Here is a 17258-nt window from a genome sequence, read left to right as displayed (position 1 = left end):
ACGTTTAAAAGTTTCATTATATCGTTGTCTTGATTCGCTCATGGATAGACACCTCTTAGTTCATAGTTAAGATTATTATTACTCCTACACTAAGAGACGTCCACTTTTAATTCTAAGTGCAAACCCATACATAATAAAACGACTTCCCGTAATTTTACTGGATTTTCTCCATCTAATCACGAAAACAACTCAAATTCGAGCACATTAGCTGTAGTTTTTACATCAAAATGTGATGCGCCAGTGGGACAGCCCCCTTCAAGCACTACTTCCTTATTTTATAAATAGTTCAAATGGGCAATTCCCAAGATTTAAGCCATCATATGAAGAGCGGACAGATTCACTTCGCCAATGAGTGGCCTGCCTTCGACGAAGAGGTCAATTTCACGAGCGATAAAACTGCCCAATCGATGCAGCCCGTTATTGGTCGCTCCAGCTATATGCGGGATCAATGTAACATTCGGCAGGGTACGGAACGGATGGTGGACGTCCGGCGGTTCCGGCTGTGTAACGTCCAAGCAAGCCCATAGCCTGCCTTTACGCAATTCCGCGACCAGCGCATCCTCATCAATGAGCGATCCTCTTGCTGTGTTGATGAGGATCGCATCATCCTTCATCAATCCCAGTGTCCTTTCGTTCATCATCTGATTCGTTGCTAGAATCGAAGGTGCATGGATTGAAACGACATCCGATTGACTAAGAAGTTCATCCAACTCCACTTTCATTGCGCCCATCTCTTGAATTTGGCTAACGGACAGGAACGGATCATACACCAGTACTTGTACTTCGAACTGTTGCAACAAGCGAATGTAATATTCGCCCGACATTCCAGCACCAATAACTCCGACTGTCACCCCGTATAGTTCTCGAACGAGCTCACGCTGCTTATTCCACTCGCCATCCCGCGTGTTGCGGGCAAGCTGCCAGATGTTTTTCAACGAGACAATTGTCAATCCAAGCGTCGTTTCGGCAACTCCACGTGCCAAAGCCGCGTTCGCGCTGCTAACGCGAATCCCCCGCAAGAGAACATCCGGGCTCATAAGTGGCTTGACCGTGCCAGCTGCATGCGCGATCAGCTTCAGCTCCGGACAGTGATCGAGGATGGCACGCTCAAAAGGCGGACATTCCCATGACGTGATAGCGATATCTGCACCTTCAATCAGCTCTGAGACCTCCTCAGCAGTAGGAGGGACTTTCCGAGAATTGATAGATAAAGAGCCGTGCTGCTGAATTTGTTTCAGATGCTCAGATGTAAAAATGCGCTCTGTATACAAGGCATCTTGAAGCATGACAATCTTGAGTGGTTTCATCCGTTACTCGCCTTCCTTCTTCAACCAGTAATCGATAAATACATACGATAACATACGGATTTCCTCAGGAAAATCATGCCCTCCTGCACCGATGAATGACCTGAAATGATCTTCTTTGCCTAGCCATCGATATAGCCTCGAAAGCTCCAACATCCCCTCAGCCACCGATTTCCAATGAGGAAAGATATGATCATCTTGTCCTGCATAGCTGAAAAAAGGCGTAGGAGCCATTAAAGCAACAATTTCATGAAAATCAAAAGGTACCTGATCCCGTTGTAAATCCGCTGCAATTTTAGGTAAATGCGTGTAGGGGTAATTCCGATAGGTCCAATGCTGTGGGTACGGATCGCCAGTGAAAGGGCTAAAACCGCAGCTAGAAACGACAGCCTTAATGCGCTCATCCATGCCTGCTAGGAAATACGCGTTGTAAGCACCAAAGGAATGGCCGATCGCGCCAATTGCATCTGAATTCACATAATCTAGTGAACACAAAACATCAATGCCTTGCATGTGGTCTATAACATTCTTGCCTACTGTAGACCAATCAGCATGCTGTTCGTAAAAAGGCTCGCTATCAAATGCAGCTTTGCCTGGAAAAATCCGTTCACCAGCGGTCAAAGCATCCGGAACAAGCACCACATAACCACGCTCAACTAATTCAAGTGCGTACTTGCGGTTTTCCCCGCCAGTGGGCAAAGCAATTCGATCTTTCCCTTGCTCATGAGTCGGATGCAGCGCAATAACGGCAGGGTATCCTAAGCTTCCGGCTTCTTCATCGGGAACCAAGATATAAGCCGTTACGGTGTCTCCATACACGGTATCGTATTCAACATGTAAACGGGTATGCCCCGGCTGTTTGCTTTGAGCATGAATTTGTAACCGAACTGGTACCTTCACAGGCAGTTCCCCCAAATAATCAAGCCAAATGCGGCGAATGTCAGAAATCTTTTCCATCCATTGTTCATAGCTGTCGATTCCTTGCAATAGTGGCGGTAGGCCCCTTCTGTTTAATTCTGATAATGGATACGGCATGATGATATCCCCTTTCTTTCATTCAGACTACCCCTTTACAGACCCGATTAATGCGCCCTTTTCAAAATGTTTTTGAATAAATGGATACACGATAATAATAGGCAGCGCTCCTATAAGAATGACGGCATATCTCAGCGATTCTAGCACAACCTTGTGGCCCTCAGCCGTTGAAGTCTCCACGATGTCACCGACTTGGCCGACGATCACCATGTTCCGAATAATAAGCTGGAGAGGATGCAAACTCGTATCTCTGAGAAAAATAAGTGCGGTGGTGAAAGAATTCCAGATTTCAACCGCATAGAACAGCCCGATCGTCATGAATACCGGTTTCGATAAAGGAATGACGACATGCGTCAAAATACCAATGTCCGATAATCCGTCAATTCTGCCAGATTCCTCAATCTCTTTTGGGAGCCCTTGGAAAAAAGTACGCATAATGATCAGGTTATACGTATTGATTGCATTAGGGAGCACCATTGCCCAAATTGTATTCATTAAACCGTATTCACGAACAACGAGGTAGAAAGGGATCAAGCCCCCGTTAAACATGATCGTGAACACAATGAGCAGCATAATTGTTTTACCAAATAGCAGCGATTGTCGTGACAAGGCATAAGCGGCTGTCACGGTCATCAGCATCGAGATAGCCGTTCCCAAGACCACATAGATGAGCGTGTTTTTATATCCAACCCATAGGCGGTTATCACTTAACACAGCCTTGAATGTGTCGAATTGAAATCCCCTCGGCCAGAGACCGACTTCATTCCTGACCACATGCTCTGGCGTACTTATCGCCACTGATGCCATATGAATAAATGGAAACAGCGCTGTAAAAGCAACGATGCCAAGTAACAGCACGTTAACAATATCGAACACGCTTATACGCTTAACCAAGTGTATTCCTCCTTACCATAAGCTCGTTTCTCCTACTCTTCGAGCGATCCGATTCGTCGAATACACGAATAGAAATGCGACGATGCCCATCGCCAAATGTATAGCCGTTGCATAACTAAAGCTTCCTTGCAAAATTCCCATTCGATATACATAAGTCGAGATGATATCCGATGTTTCGAAGGTCGCTGGGTTCCCCAACAGGAACGCTTTATCAAAGGCCAGTTCGAGAACGGATCCAATCTGCAGGATGAAAATAATAACCATCGCTGGCACGAGTGAAGGCAGTGTGACATGCACCATTTTGTTCCATCTGCCAGCACCGTCGATCTCGGCTGCTTCATATAAGTAAGGATCAACTGAGGCTAAGGCGGCCAAATAAATGATGGTGCCAAAACCAGTCGATTGCCATATGTCCGAAGAGATATAGATGGTCCGAAACCACTCAGGTTTCTGTAGGAAGTTGATAGGCTCAAATCCAAGTGATTGAATGAAACCGTTAATCCAACCCGTGCTAGGTGAAAGCAGCGTAATAATGAAACTGGAAACGACAACCGTTGACAGAAAATAGGGCATGTAGCTAACTGACTGCACGAATCGTTTATAGGTCTTAAACCGCATTTCATTGAACAGCAAGGCTAGAATAATGGGTGCAGGGAACCCAAATAGTAATCTGTAAATTCCTAACAGAACTGTATTTTTAACAATGACATAGGCATCAGGATTGGCTAAAAACATCCTGTAATACTTAAGGCCCACCCATTCGCTGGCCCATATGCCCTTGAACAAATTATAGTCTTTAAAAGATACGATAATTCCGAACATTGGCACATATCTAAACAGAATATAGTAGAGCAATGCTGGAGCGAGCAGCAGAAAGAAGATGCGGTCCCGCATGAATCGCTTAATGATGGTTTGATTCAAAAGCCTCGTCTCCTCCTTAAGATTCTGCTAGGCAATACGTGACATGCGGTTGCATTGCCCAGCAGATTCCCATCATCCCTTACTTTGTCATATTCGCTTTTTGTCTATCCAACGCTGTTTGATACGTCGTGAGAAGTTTCTTCAAGTCGTATTTGTCCAGATCCTGGGTGAATTTATCCCACTCGGTCATCGGTGTATCACCCAATATAAATTTACTTATTGACGCTGTGTAAAATTTATACAATTGATCATTCGACACAGCGAGCGAGGCAGCTTCTTCCTGTGTCAGAGCAGGCAGCCTGTTATATGTTGGGAATACATATTTAGGCGCTTCCTGATAAGAGAATTGCTCACTTTCTTTGACAAGGGACAACCAGGCTTTAAAATCGAACCATCCATACGTACCAGCCGTTTGAATGCCTGATTCCCGGCGTAAATCGTTAGCTTCTTTGTACACATCCTTGAACTTTCGTTTACCGTCTTGGGTGGTATAAGTTTCCCCTTCTTTACCCCAACTTTGGATTTCCTTCCCCTTCTCTGAATAGATATAATCCAGATAACGAAGGGAGGCATCCAGTTTTGTAGTCTTTGCAGCAACCGCAAATCCATAATCCTCCGTACCGCCTCTTGGGAGATAAGGCTGCGTACCGACACCAATAGGCGGCGCCATAAACTTCAGGTTGCCTTCTTTCAACTGACTATTCATAATTTCGATCTGTCCGATAAATTGAACGGTGATGAATGATTTGTTCGTTGTCATGAATTGTGTCCATGCTTTATAGTCCATCGTGAGCCAATCAGGTGGAATTAATTTTTCTTTTTGGAATTTATTCAAATTCTCAATCATCGTTTTGGCTGCAGGCTGCTTTACGCCATAGTCCATTTTTCCTGACTTAGGATCGAGATACAAGCCCGGATAGAATCCGAAAGTTGGAGCGAACGTGTCTAACGTGCCAATACCATGACGGAATACGAACGGATAGCTATCTGGATACAGGACTTTCAGTTTCTTGGATGTTTCATATAGTTCATCCCACGTCTTCGGCACGGCTAGATTATGTTTTTTGAAAACATCTTCACGATAAAACCACACCATTTGACTGCCAGCACCCGCTCCGTCGTTAATAATGCTGTACATTTCACCGTTCGGCATTGTAATCCGGTCACGAATTTCTGGATGCGCTTTTAGGTAAGCTTTCACATTAGGCATCTTATCCAAATGCTTGGATAAATCCAAGAATGCCCCCTGTGTTCCGAACTTTTGCACATCCCCTGGCAGGACAGAGAGTACATCCGGCATGTCTCCCGATGAGACGGAAAGCGACAGCGATTCAGGACCTGAAGCCAATTCTTGCTTTACGGTAATATTCGTCTCTTCCTTTACCCACTTCCATACTCCCCAATCTGGCTTAGGCGGCCATGCCGTCGAATTTTCCGTAAATACACGAATCGTAGCCGGTTCTGGAAGTTTTGCTGTTTGGGGAGAAGCGGGAGCCGTACTTGATTGGTTGTCTTTTGTTACCGATTTCGTATCGGCATTACTGCTGCAACCCGCGACCATGAGAATGGATGATAAAATTACGCCCATGGCCAAACTGCTTTTCTTTACATGTTTCATTTGGTAACCCCTTTCTGTATGCCAATTCAATTTCAATGCTTGACTCCATCATCATAATGAAAGGCAGCATCCCGGTAAATAAATGAATGCCATGATAACTTCAACTTTATTCGGTTACATGAAAATAAGTTAAGGTTCCTGAAAAATGTTTCAAATAAACACATCATAATTGCTAGAATATTAAGCTAGTGGGGCAAGGAGAACTTCCCAACCTATCCTCCTTGCCCTAATTGATAACAATTTAAAACATAAACATGACTACATTCGGGTTCACGGCAAGTTGTACATCATCATGTCATCAAACCAGTAGTTGCCCGTATACCGGTATGCACCGATACGTACGTTGTCGATCGTCGCTACTGAGCTATTATTATTATAGAATGGAATACCTCCAATTTGGTAAATACCCGTTGAAGCATCAAGTAGGCCAGGCGCATCCACAGTTCCCGTATAACTCTTAAAAGCATCGGACTGCATGGTAACTGCATAGGTTTTGGCCGTCATGTTCATATCAAAACGCAGGGTAACCCATTGGTTGCTCGGCAATGTGAATCCGCTGGTCTTAGGAATTCGGAAAGCCGTGTTCACGCCATTCACCACTTTATAATAGCCGATTGAACTATCGGAAAATAACGTGAATCGAACAGCATCCGTTGAACCGCTGCGCAGCAAAAGGTCTAGGTTTCCTCCACTGTGATTCAAAGGGTTGAACATGAATTTGGTCTCAAAGGTCACTGTTCCGCCAAGAGCTGTATTGGATCTCTTCACCATGGGCAGTTCTACGTATTCGTTGCTCGAACTGTAGGTATTATCGACCAATTTCAGCGCTTTCCCCCCACTTGCCAGCGGTTCAATCGTCACAGATGAGTCGGATGACGTATTCGTTACCCAGTTCCCGCTGTTTGCTAAGTTGCCCGTAGCCATATCGTCGAATGTTTCATAATATTCGCCGTGACTGCTGGATAACGGCAATGTTAAGGAGATCTGCGGTCCACTTGCGGATTCATTGCCCTTAGCATCCGCAGCCTCGACCTTGAACGTGTAGGCTCCCCCCGGCTGAAGCCCTTTGACATCATACGTATTGCCGGAAACGGTAGCCAGTTTCACAGCTGTAGATGGAGAGCCAGTTAACTGATACAACGAATACGTCGCGACTGTTCCTGAATTGTCTGCGGCCTGATCCCATGCCAGCCTTATGGCTTTGGGGAATGACTGAACCGAACGAATCGCTGCTGTTCCTCCCCATACAGGGGCTGTAACGTCACCCATCATCACAGTTACTGGGGCACTCGTAGCCGTCAGATTGCCATTCATGCCGATGGCTTTCACCGTCACGGTATACGTATGTCCAACTTCCAGGCCATCTATCACGGCTGTGAGTGTACTACCTGGTACTACTTTTTTCTGTATCCCATCGGCATATATCTGATATTCCTTGACAGCCATATTACCAATTGCAGGACTCCAGGATAGCGTTGCTGATGTTTCAGTTTGGGAAATGGGCTCTACATTCCCAGGAGCTTGAAGAACTGGCTCTGTCTGCTGATACATTGTCACATAATCAAACAAGTAATCGCTTTTATACCGATATTGTCTAAAAGCAAATTTATCCAGAGCTGACCCGGAGAAACTACTATCCAGAAATGGCAGTGTACCCGTCTGATAAACACCTGTGGATGGATTCAACCCACTAGAAGCTGTTCCTCCCTCGTTTTTGAACGCCTTGGTTTGCATGGTAATGGCATACGTCTTATCATCCATATCTAGATCAAACCGGAGCGTAACCCAATCATCTTTTGGAAATTGGAACTGGGTTTTCGGGATTCTGAAAGCGGTATCTACGCCGCCAACTTTTTTCCAGTAACCGAATGTTCCGTCCTCGAATATGGAGAAACGAGCAGCGTTCTTGCCTCCTCCGCTAAGGAATATTTCCAAATTGCCGTTATTAAAATCCTCCACCTGGTTAAACTTGAACTTGGTTTCAAAGGTCACTTTTCCGTTAATCGGTGTGTTGCCTCTCGTAACAGCCGTACTCTCGCCATAAGCATCCGTTGACGTATAATAGGTATCCGACATCTTCAGTGCCTTACTGCTTAATCCAGTTAGTGGAACAACCTCAATGTTCGTTCCATGGAGGGTGAGAAACCCCCAATTACTTGTCGGGTTAGTCACACTTGCATTTGTCCAAGTATCAAAAGTTTCATAATAGCTATTGCCGCTCAAAGTGGCAGGCAGCGTCACAGTCGTACTCGGTCCAGTTGCCGATTCATTTCCTTTAGGATCCTTTGCTTTAACCATGAAGGTATAGGTCCCACCTGGCTGCAAACCCGAGACATCATACGTGAGTTCTTCAACCGTGCCAACTTGGGTGAAAGCAGACTGTCCTGCCCCTTGCTGGTAGACTGTATAGGAAGCGACCTTGCCGGAATTATCCGTCGCCCCATCCCACTCAAGCCTTGCTGTTTGCGTGAAAAGCTGCGGTGAACGGATCGCTGCAGCCGCTCCCCAAATCGGTGCGATCGAATCGCTCGTCGTCACGGTGATTGCTGTACTAGCCGCAGAAAGGTTATTGCTAGTATCCGCAGCCTTTACGGTAAAGGAATACGTATGACCAGCCTCAAGTCCCGTTACCGTACCGGATAGTGTACCGCTGGGCACGACCAATTTGGGTACGCCGTCCACATAGACGTTATATTCTTTTACAGCGACATTGTCAGTCGAGGCACTCCAAGACAGCGTTGCCGTCGTTTCTGTCTGGGCGGTAGACTGTACGTTGCTAGGAGCTGAAGGAACATACTCATCATCCTTCACCTCCATGATGCCGACATAGTCCAGATTCATCGGTCCCGCCGCATTCCACATTGTAATTTCAATAGGGCCTGCGGGCAGCACCTGATTGCTCTTCACCCTAAGTCCTCGCCAGTATTGAGGCTGCGTTCCGTAATCTTGTGTTGTCGGAGCCACAAGATAGTAGGGCTGGTCTCCAATCATCACGTAGCGGCTTGACTGCTCGCCTGGAGATAGACCCCAACCAGCGACATATTTTAGAATTAGATCATAATGACCGTTTTTGGGAACATCCAACTTCCAGGTAACCCATTGTCCGGGTATATCCCAATTACCTAGCCCCATCGCTCCTGACAAGAAAGGTCTGGTCGTATACCTTGAAAATGTCGCACCGCCCGAAGCCACAAAATTCTCCGCTTCCTGCCACACCATAGAAAGCGAGGCGCGCATCGCATCTGGATCGCTCCACTGCTCGGCATTGACTGCACCTCCATCGCCAACACGTTTCAGTTTGAGCAAACCGCCCTGTCCACGAACGATAATGGCTGCATTTTCTTCCAAGTATAAGTTGGTTGGACGGCCATGTTTGACGAATATGAATCCTGGAGGAGCTGATTCCACTTCATAAAGTCCAGCTGAGTTGTGGATGTTCCCCCAAGCAACAGGAACATCATCCGTATCACTGTAAACTTGCAGCGTAACGGTGTCGGATACACCACCAATCAACGTCGGCATCGTCGTGGCATTCATGGGATGAGGCATCGGTGTGTTGTTCAGTTTGAAAGTCCGCTGGCCTTGTTCCACATGAAGGGTAAGAGTGCTGCCTGCATACATCCAATGGACACCTCGATTTGACAACCCTTCCGCTACCGTTCCACCGCTCGGAATATCCTCCCCACTGGCGCTATCACGCACCCGTGTAAGTCCCGGGACCCCCACACTAACTTCCGTTTCCTGTAAACCGGACACAGATAATTGGACATCATCAAGGACAATAGTTGAAGGTTGGCTGCTTTGGATGACAGTTGCACCATCTTTGACCACTTTCGTACCGTTAACGAGCAGAATGGTATTCCCCTTCACCGCTACAGCAGCTCCGTTAAAACGAATACTTCCTGCATCGACTTCACCGCTCATTGCCATTCTGACATAAACAGCTGAACCGCCCTCATACGTCAATTTCATATAATCACCGCGATTTTCGGAGACTACATTTGGGGGCGATGTGCCGCGTTTGAAGGGATTAAGTGCAGCCACGAACGTCGTTGCCGTCGTCTGCGGCGTAATGAAAGCGGCATGTTTCTGCTCTTCATTCGCATAACTGCCCTTCGGTTTATGTTCAATGCCGAATTGATCCAGAAATTGATCTTCATACGTCGCGTGTAGATTAGCAGGGGCAAGCATCCGTACTTTGAGACCTGCATCTCGCTTCATAATCGTTGCGCCTGCCTGATCGTTATCTATGCTTAATTCATCCTCTGCATGCAGACGCCACTCAAATTCGTTTCCACTCGGATCCGTACCTTGCAGTTGGTCGATCACAACAAAGGCATCCGGCCTCACATAAATGATATGACGATCCGCTTTTGCCAGTTTGCCGGCGTATGCGGCAGACGCGTCTCCGCTCGTCGCATCGAAATCCCGACTTGTGACAAATCCTTCTATTTTGCCATCAGCCGTAATATCGTCAATTGGCTGTCCTTGCTTACGATCGAGCGTAATCGCATTCGAGGCAAAGGTTTGTTTGGCAAAATATTGATCATGATCGCTAAAATACGAATCATAGAAACCGCTGTCTATTGCCAGCGATTCGCCGTAAGCATTGAGTACAAAGCCATTTTGATTCGCATGACTGTGACTAAAGCTGCCGTAAGGTGTTGATTTAAAATAGAGTGAGATACGGTCTGGATCATAGAGCTCCGAGTGCATCGCAACTTGGCCTACATCCTGAAACCACCTGGAATCTGGTAAATCCATGGGAGGTCTAGCAGCTAAACTCCCATCACCGTAAAAATAATTATTCAATTCTATGCTAGGACCTGCTCCAATCGCTTCGGCTGCCCACTTCAAGCGAGGGTCGCCAGACATCTGAGCAAGACGATTGTATAGCGTTACGGTAGAGGTGCCTGGTACCTGTTCGCTATCGTCGCCGAAATTCCCCTTCGGACTGCCGACTGGGAACGCATACAGTGGATACATCCCTTCGTTGCGCGAATAGGCTTTGTCATACAAGTTAAAGCCGCTTGCAGCTAAAAGGATATCCATAAACTGCTTGTTGGAAAAAGAGGAAAATTGCCAATATCCTGTTCCTTGGCCCCAGCCACCATCCTCACCACCCCAGGGAGGTAAAATATTGATGTAGGCAGGAACCACATCTCTGAACCATTGTTCAGCTTCTGGGATATCGTTAAGCATGGCAACGGCAATGACGCCAATGAACCCAATACCTGTCCAGCCATGGGGGTCATAGGGGGTTTTCTGAATCGAATGCGCGACAACCATGTCATTCACCATCGTCTGCGTACGACTTTGTATCATGGTCTTAATCTCTGCGCGCTCCGTAGGCGACAGCAAATCGTACAGCCAGTCATAAGCCATGGCAGAGCAGAGCGCGATATAGCGATGTACCTGATCTTGAATGTCATAACTTGTTGCACCATTAGGATTCCAACTAGCTATATGTAATAACCGAGCCTTGGCGTTCGCCCCAACATCAGGCGAACCAGATACGAGATATACAAATGCGGCATCCAGCATCTGACGAACAATTAAATCAGAATTACTCCGAAGAGCTTGCGTTGCGCTGAGCCAGTCCTCATCCCGGGGATGTGACAACTCATAAGGAAACGTCGGTTGAGCAGGCAGCGCATTGTTCAGGATAGCCATCACCGATGCTAATTTAGCATCGTAAAACGACTTATTTGTCGTTAGCGCAAGGCTGCGAAAAGCAATAAGCTTATCGGATGTAGTAAACACCCGTGGATGCTGCGTGCTGACCCTCCCGATCAACTCATTAACAGGAGGAACAACGAACGGGACATTATGTTCCTCAATTCGGAACTTTCGAATATCACTCCATTCCGACCACCCGCTTACAGCCTGGTGATATCTGACCCGCCAATACCAGGTGCCTGAATCAAACACGTGGGGGAAATTATAGAAATTGTCCGTCAACGTCTGATTCTCATAAACCACCTCTGACACGGTTGCACTGCGACTGACTTGAAGATCATACTTGTCTGCGCCGCTTACGGCAGGCCATCGAAAGTCAGGTGGATTTTGCGAGGTAACCTGTGAATCTGCTGGTCCGAAAGGCATACTCCACGACGTAGATGCTGGCCATACGGACGCTGCTTTGGCTGTTGGCATAGCGATCTGAGGCCAAGGGCCAACCAACCCAAAAATCAACAAAAATACGATTGCTAATGCTGTTCGCTTCTTTGTTTTCCAGCTCATCATCCTAATTAATCAGCTCCCTTTACAAGATTGAAGGTATCTATCTCTCCTACTCCTTGAATCGCGCTCTCACTGATCTCCTCCTTTCTTCTGAGATTGGACTACCATAACGTGCAAACAGCAGGAACTATCGCTTCCTGTGCTGTCACCATCATAAAAAAATTCCACTCTTTCCGTAAATGAACGAAAGCCGATATGCCTTCAATTTTCTTCGGAAAACGGAAGATAGTATCACATTTCATGAAATTGTTTTAAAAAAAAGAAAAAAGCTCTGCAAGTGCAGCGCTTTTTTAGGAAGGCGTATTTAAATTTTTACGGAATTCCGTTGGCGTGACGCCGGTATATTTTTTGAACATCCGGTTAAACGAAGTATTATTGCGATAACCGACCGCTTCTGCAACATCGTGAATTTTCAACCGATTGCTTTCCAAAAGATCCGTCGCTTTAATAATCCTAATTTCATTGATATAGTCCACGATATTCATACCGGTTTTTTCTTTAAAGTACGAGGATAAGTAACCGCCGCTTAAATTCAACTTTTGAGCCAAAATATCCAAATACAAGTCTTCCGCATAATGCTCGTTGACATAATTCATCACGAAGCTGGTAATCGGATCTTTCTGCTCAGCCCTAAGCTTCCTCTCTCGAACCGCTTTGGCAGCAAGCGCCACCCCTTTTTGCAACAACATCTCCACCTCATGGACAGTAATGCTCTGTTGAATCTTTTCGCTAATCTGTTGCAACGAAGCGTGTATTGCGTCGTCCTCTCCCCCGTCCAATATGAAAGAGATTTCATTTTTGACTTTACTCAATAGTATTTCGCCAAAGCTAGTTAGCGACTCCGCACTAAGCTCATTTCCATCCCATTTTGCATATAACCGTGCCATGAACGCTTCCAATTGCTCGACATTGCCTTCTCGCAGATTCACACTGAATTCTTTTTCCTGATTCGTCGTAAATGCAGAAAGTTGCCGTGACACATGCTCAGGCGTAACAATTTGCACGGCATCAATCAACTTTCGCTTGCCAAGCACAGCTTGAGCCTCTTGATAGGCATCTGCAATATACTTCGAATGACTGTATACGGAGGTGACTGCTATGGTTATGTTTCCGTATTCACGATCTTGTCCAAACGTGTCTTTCATCCGTCCAAGTAAATCTTCCAAATCACCTATATTCTCAACGAATACAAGACTCAGAATCTGATTATGTTCAATTTGGAACGTTAATGAATTGGGAAATACCTGGTTTATCTCGTTTTCAATAAACGCTTTGATATAATATAGCCATTTCTGAAAGGACACATGCTCCCAAGCATAATTCTCCTTACTTACCACATGCGAAAGAACAAACACGAAATTTTTATCGGTAAAATCAAGTAGGGTTGAAGTCTTATCCGTTTGTCGAATCGCTTTTAGCTGGTTGAAAAGAGCAAGCTGCTGATCCGTCTTTTGTTTATCATAAAGTTGATGGCTAATGATATCGAACTCTCTTATATTCGATCGGAAAGGTCTGCCTTCTTGCATGGATCTGATCACCTTTTGCAAGGGACTGTTAATGCGTGCAGCGATAAGAAGTGCTGCAATCACACTAAGGGCGATCGAGAGTACTAAGATGGCGATCAGTGACAGATTCAGACGAGTTTGAGAAGTAATATTCTCTACCGGAACACGGTGAATGTAGGTAAATCCACTCACTTTTCCCCTTGCATGAAAATAATATTTGCCATTTACGACCAATTCTTTACTGTCGTTCTTCTGCAAGTCACTTAAACTAATAAATGAATCCTGGTCCCCTCGATTAAATATGGTTTGCCCTTGATCATTATAGATCATAAAGTCATCACTCGGAGCTACGCGAAATGCATTAAACATTTTATCCGCATCGAGAAAAACAATAATCATGAAGCCGCTGTTCCCCTTGGCTTTATATATGATCGGGATCAACTGGCCATTGTCTTCCCTGTGTCCAAAATTTTCATTATAGAAGCTGGCAGAAGGTAAGATCCGACTGCTGTAGCTTTCCTCAAATTGCTGACGCCAGAAATCCAGCGGGTATTCCTTGCTCATTTGGAATACATTGAACATCGTTTGTGCATCCGTACTTGTGCCTTTCTCCAGAATAAATTCATCACGCTTTGTATACAAAACGATATTATCGATGAACAGATAGGAATTGGACACCCAGGAATTGATTTCTTTTTGCAGAATCGGATAATTAATATATTGGGGTGTATATTGAAAACGTTGAACTTCATCGGTATAAAGATATAAGTGCATTTGTTTATTAATCATTTCGATATGCTTCTCGTAACTCTCCATCGTACTATTGAGCATAAGGGTGTTGTATTGAACAATTTCCTTCCGAACGTTTAGCTTTGACACCGATATGGAATAAAGCGTGAGGGAGACTAGCAACAGAATGATACACAAAAACCCTGCAACAAGCCGCAGGAATAAAGAGTTGGATCTGTTTCGGAAATAAACAAATATAGGTAGACGTTTACTCATACGATGCCCCTTTGATTATCGATCCTATTGTTTAATCTGCACGCTATATCCTAATAGTTCCAATTAAATCAAACGACGTTACTTTTGTAAAGCATCAAGCAACCATTCTCTGGAATCAAACATTTTAGAAATATCCAGTACCCTGTTAAAAGGTTTCTTGCTAATCAATGTGGTAAAATGAAATATCAATATTTATGCTGAAAGAGCATGAACCTTAGAAAACCATTTGGCAAACATATATGTTTTGCGCAGCGAATTCAGAAAGGAGAGGACCCATTGTGGACCGTACGAATTTGCCAATTGAGATGATGATGCACGTACCCGATTATCGACTCGAGCCATTCCACCGGCATAGTATGCTGGAAATTGGCTGCTGCTTGAAGGGGGAAGGCATTTTTCATTTTGGTCATAAGAGCTATCCTATCAAGCCAGGCGATTTATTCGTCGTGAATCCGGTCGAACCGCACCGCGCCCAATCCGATCCGGACCAACCGGCGCAATTTCTGTTCGCATTCTTCGAACCTTCGATCTGGCTGCACACCGATAATGAACTGCTGTTGCCATTTCTATATCGCCCAGAAGGTTTCGAGAATCGTATTCCAGCTTCAGCGGAGTCCACATCTGGCATGAAAGAAGCGTTGCTGACGATGTGGAACGAATACTCCCGCAGAGAACCCGGGTTCTCCTATATGCTCAAGGGCCACCTGATGAACATTTGCGCCTCACTCCTTCGGTACTACAATCCGTCCCCAGACCGGCTAGAAGCGAGCAATGTTCTTAGCGCATACCGTACACTCAGGCCAGTTATTCAGTTCTTAGAGCAACAATACCATGACGCACTCACAGTAAACGATGTGTCTTCTTTGCTGCATCTGAGTCCCTCTCGCACGCAAGCCCTCTTTCGGGAAGCGGTTGGCATGGGCTTCTCCCAATATCTACGTTCTGTCCGTGTACATGCCGCGAAGAATCTCCTCATTCGCACGTCACTGCCCGTGACGGAAATTTGCCAGCAAAGCGGCTTCCAGAGTCAGGCCGCCTTCTATCGTGCCTTTGAAGATCAAGTCGGTATGAAGCCTTCGGACTACCGCAACCAATTAAGTGGTATTTTCAGTTGAAATCGAGAAGGTTTCAGTGTGTTCTGAGAAGCGGTCCTCTCTTGCTATTCGTTATAATGAGAGCAAAACAACAATGGAGGCCGATTCCACCATGCTACTATCCCTTCCTTTCCTGAAAGACCAGCTCTCCGTCATTCTACGCAATAAATTTGCCCAAGGCCATGACACGTCCGGTTATCTGCATCGTCTTGAAAGTTTACCTACGAGCTATGACGCTTATTTCACATTTGCACAATCACTCGCAGCAATGCCGCTGCGGCACGATTGGCCCTACTATGAACCCGATACAATTGAAGAGATTTGGAAAGAATGCGATCCGGCGAGACCTCTAGGCATGCTGAGTGCGGTGAATTTGGAGGAGAGCTCACGCCGCGTGGAGACGGCATTTCTTTCCTCCGTGTGCGGCTCCATGCTCGGAAAGCCGCTGGAAGTAAATCCGAATTTGTACGAGATGCGCGAAGCCTTCTCAAAAGTCGGAGAATGGCCACTTCGCGCTTACATATCTGACGAGATGCTTCGTGCTCTCGGCAGACGCCACTGGTCCTGGTTCGAAACAGCACGTGATCGCATACAATTCGTGGCGGCAGACGATGACATCAACTACACGCTGATGGGCATGCTCGCACTCGAGCAATTCGGGACCGCTTTCACGCAGCTAGACGTGCGCAATCTATGGCTTAATCACCTCCCTATCAGCACGACATGGGGACCAGAGCGCGTCATGCTGCTCCGATCTGGGCTTAGTTACTTGGAGCTTGACAAATCACCAATCCCGCTCGAAGAGATTCAGCGTTGGGGTGACGTGCTGACGCCAGACAGCGAGCTATGCGGCGCCGCTATCCGCGCGGACGCCTACGGCTATGCCTGTCCGGGCAATCCAGCGCTCGCGGCTGAACTTGCTTGGCGCGACGCGAGCTTCACGCACCGCCGCACGGGCGTTTACGCAACTATGTTCTTGGCCGCTGCCATCGCTGCAGCTCAGGTCTTGGATGACCGGATCGCGGTCATTGACACCGCTCTGCAGTTCATCCCGCAGCGAAGTCGCTTCTACGAATCAGCTTCGACATGTCGAGACATCGTCATAAAAGCTGGCGATTGGCTTGAAGCGTATGACGCCATTCACACGCGATACGGTGAGTTCCAGCATTGCGGCATCCATCAGGAAATCGGCACACTCATCAACACATTCCTGTTCGCCGAGAATGTTGGTGATGGGATCTGCAAGCAAGTCGCGCAAGGCAACGATACAGACAGCTTCGGCGCAAGCGTCGGCTCCTTGCTCGGTGCCTGGTTCGGCCCCGACGGCTTTGACCGCGACCGTTGGACCTCGCCGTTCCAGGATACAATCCGCACAGGTCTCGCTTACTTCTACGAGCAGTCGCTGTCCCAGTTGGCGGCTCGCCTCGGACGTTTGCCGCGGATCGTTAGCGAAAAATCACATAAAATCGTGCCGAGCGAGCTTTACAATCAGGAGAACAAAGCGTAATCCTTCCATAAACACAATAAAGGCGCTGTGAACTATTTTGCAAAATTGCACAGTAGTTCACAGCGCTTTTATCTATCTAAACAACATCATCCCATTGACAAGTCCTCAGCTATAACTTAAACTAAAATTAGT

The 17258-nt window shown here is 46.4% G+C and carries 9 protein-coding genes; 2 read left to right on the top strand and 7 right to left on the bottom strand.

What is annotated here, in order from left to right; genetic code table 11:
- Window positions 1–308 precede the first annotated feature (308 nt).
- From HQN88_RS34915 to HQN88_RS34885, 7 genes are all read right to left on the bottom strand, one after another.
- A complete protein-coding gene (locus tag HQN88_RS34915) occupies window positions 309–1307 on the bottom strand; it encodes a hydroxyacid dehydrogenase (protein WP_173120951.1) in 999 nt (332 codons plus the stop codon).
- 3 nt (window positions 1308–1310) lie between these two features.
- The gene (locus tag HQN88_RS34910) at window positions 1311–2339 is read right to left on the bottom strand and encodes an alpha/beta hydrolase family protein (protein WP_173120950.1); all 1029 of its coding nucleotides are present in this window, start codon (window positions 2337–2339) and stop codon (window positions 1311–1313) included.
- Window positions 2340–2366: 27 nt separating this feature from the next.
- A complete protein-coding gene (locus HQN88_RS34905) occupies window positions 2367–3233 on the bottom strand; it encodes a carbohydrate ABC transporter permease (RefSeq protein ID WP_173120948.1) in 867 nt (288 codons plus the stop codon).
- A gap of 12 nt (window positions 3234–3245) precedes the next feature.
- Window positions 3246–4154, bottom strand: coding sequence for an ABC transporter permease (locus HQN88_RS34900; RefSeq protein WP_246320627.1), 909 nt, complete (start codon window positions 4152–4154; stop codon window positions 3246–3248).
- Window positions 4155–4233: 79 nt separating this feature from the next.
- Entirely contained in the window at window positions 4234–5772 is a 1539-nt protein-coding gene (locus HQN88_RS34895) for an extracellular solute-binding protein (RefSeq protein ID WP_173120946.1), read from the bottom strand.
- Window positions 5773–6042: 270 nt separating this feature from the next.
- Complete coding sequence (locus HQN88_RS34890) at window positions 6043–12018, bottom strand: DUF4962 domain-containing protein (RefSeq protein WP_173120945.1); 5976 nt, start codon at window positions 12016–12018, stop codon at window positions 6043–6045.
- Window positions 12019–12305: 287 nt separating this feature from the next.
- A complete protein-coding gene (locus tag HQN88_RS34885; RefSeq protein ID WP_173120943.1) occupies window positions 12306–14525 on the bottom strand; it encodes a helix-turn-helix domain-containing protein in 2220 nt (739 codons plus the stop codon).
- A gap of 278 nt (window positions 14526–14803) precedes the next feature.
- Between HQN88_RS34885 and HQN88_RS34880 the strand changes: the two genes are divergently transcribed.
- Both HQN88_RS34880 and HQN88_RS34875 read left to right on the top strand, forming a co-directional pair.
- A complete protein-coding gene (locus HQN88_RS34880) occupies window positions 14804–15640 on the top strand; it encodes an AraC family transcriptional regulator (protein WP_173120942.1) in 837 nt (278 codons plus the stop codon).
- A gap of 91 nt (window positions 15641–15731) precedes the next feature.
- Window positions 15732–17126, top strand: coding sequence for an ADP-ribosylglycohydrolase family protein (locus tag HQN88_RS34875; protein ID WP_173120940.1), 1395 nt, complete (start codon window positions 15732–15734; stop codon window positions 17124–17126).
- Window positions 17127–17258: the final 132 nt, after the last annotated feature.

This window comes from Paenibacillus qinlingensis (assembly GCF_013204845.1).
Lineage (GTDB): Bacteria > Bacillota > Bacilli > Paenibacillales > NBRC-103111 > Paenibacillus_E > Paenibacillus_E qinlingensis.
This window is presented reverse-complemented; position numbering and strand designations above follow the sequence as displayed.

Excerpts from the sequence above, each read along its gene's own strand:
- HQN88_RS34915 (WP_173120951.1), bottom strand. The coding sequence starts at position 1,307 with ATGAAACCACTCAAGATTGTCATGCTTCAAGATGCCTTGTATACAGAG.
- HQN88_RS34910 (WP_173120950.1), bottom strand. The coding sequence starts at position 2,339 with ATGCCGTATCCATTATCAGAATTAAACAGAAGGGGCCTACCGCCACTA.
- HQN88_RS34895 (WP_173120946.1), bottom strand. The coding sequence starts at position 5,772 with ATGAAACATGTAAAGAAAAGCAGTTTGGCCATGGGCGTAATTTTATCA.
- HQN88_RS34890 (WP_173120945.1), bottom strand. The coding sequence starts at position 12,018 with ATGATGAGCTGGAAAACAAAGAAGCGAACAGCATTAGCAATCGTATTT.
- HQN88_RS34885 (WP_173120943.1), bottom strand. The coding sequence starts at position 14,525 with ATGAGTAAACGTCTACCTATATTTGTTTATTTCCGAAACAGATCCAAC.
- HQN88_RS34875 (WP_173120940.1), top strand. The coding sequence starts at position 15,732 with ATGCTACTATCCCTTCCTTTCCTGAAAGACCAGCTCTCCGTCATTCTA.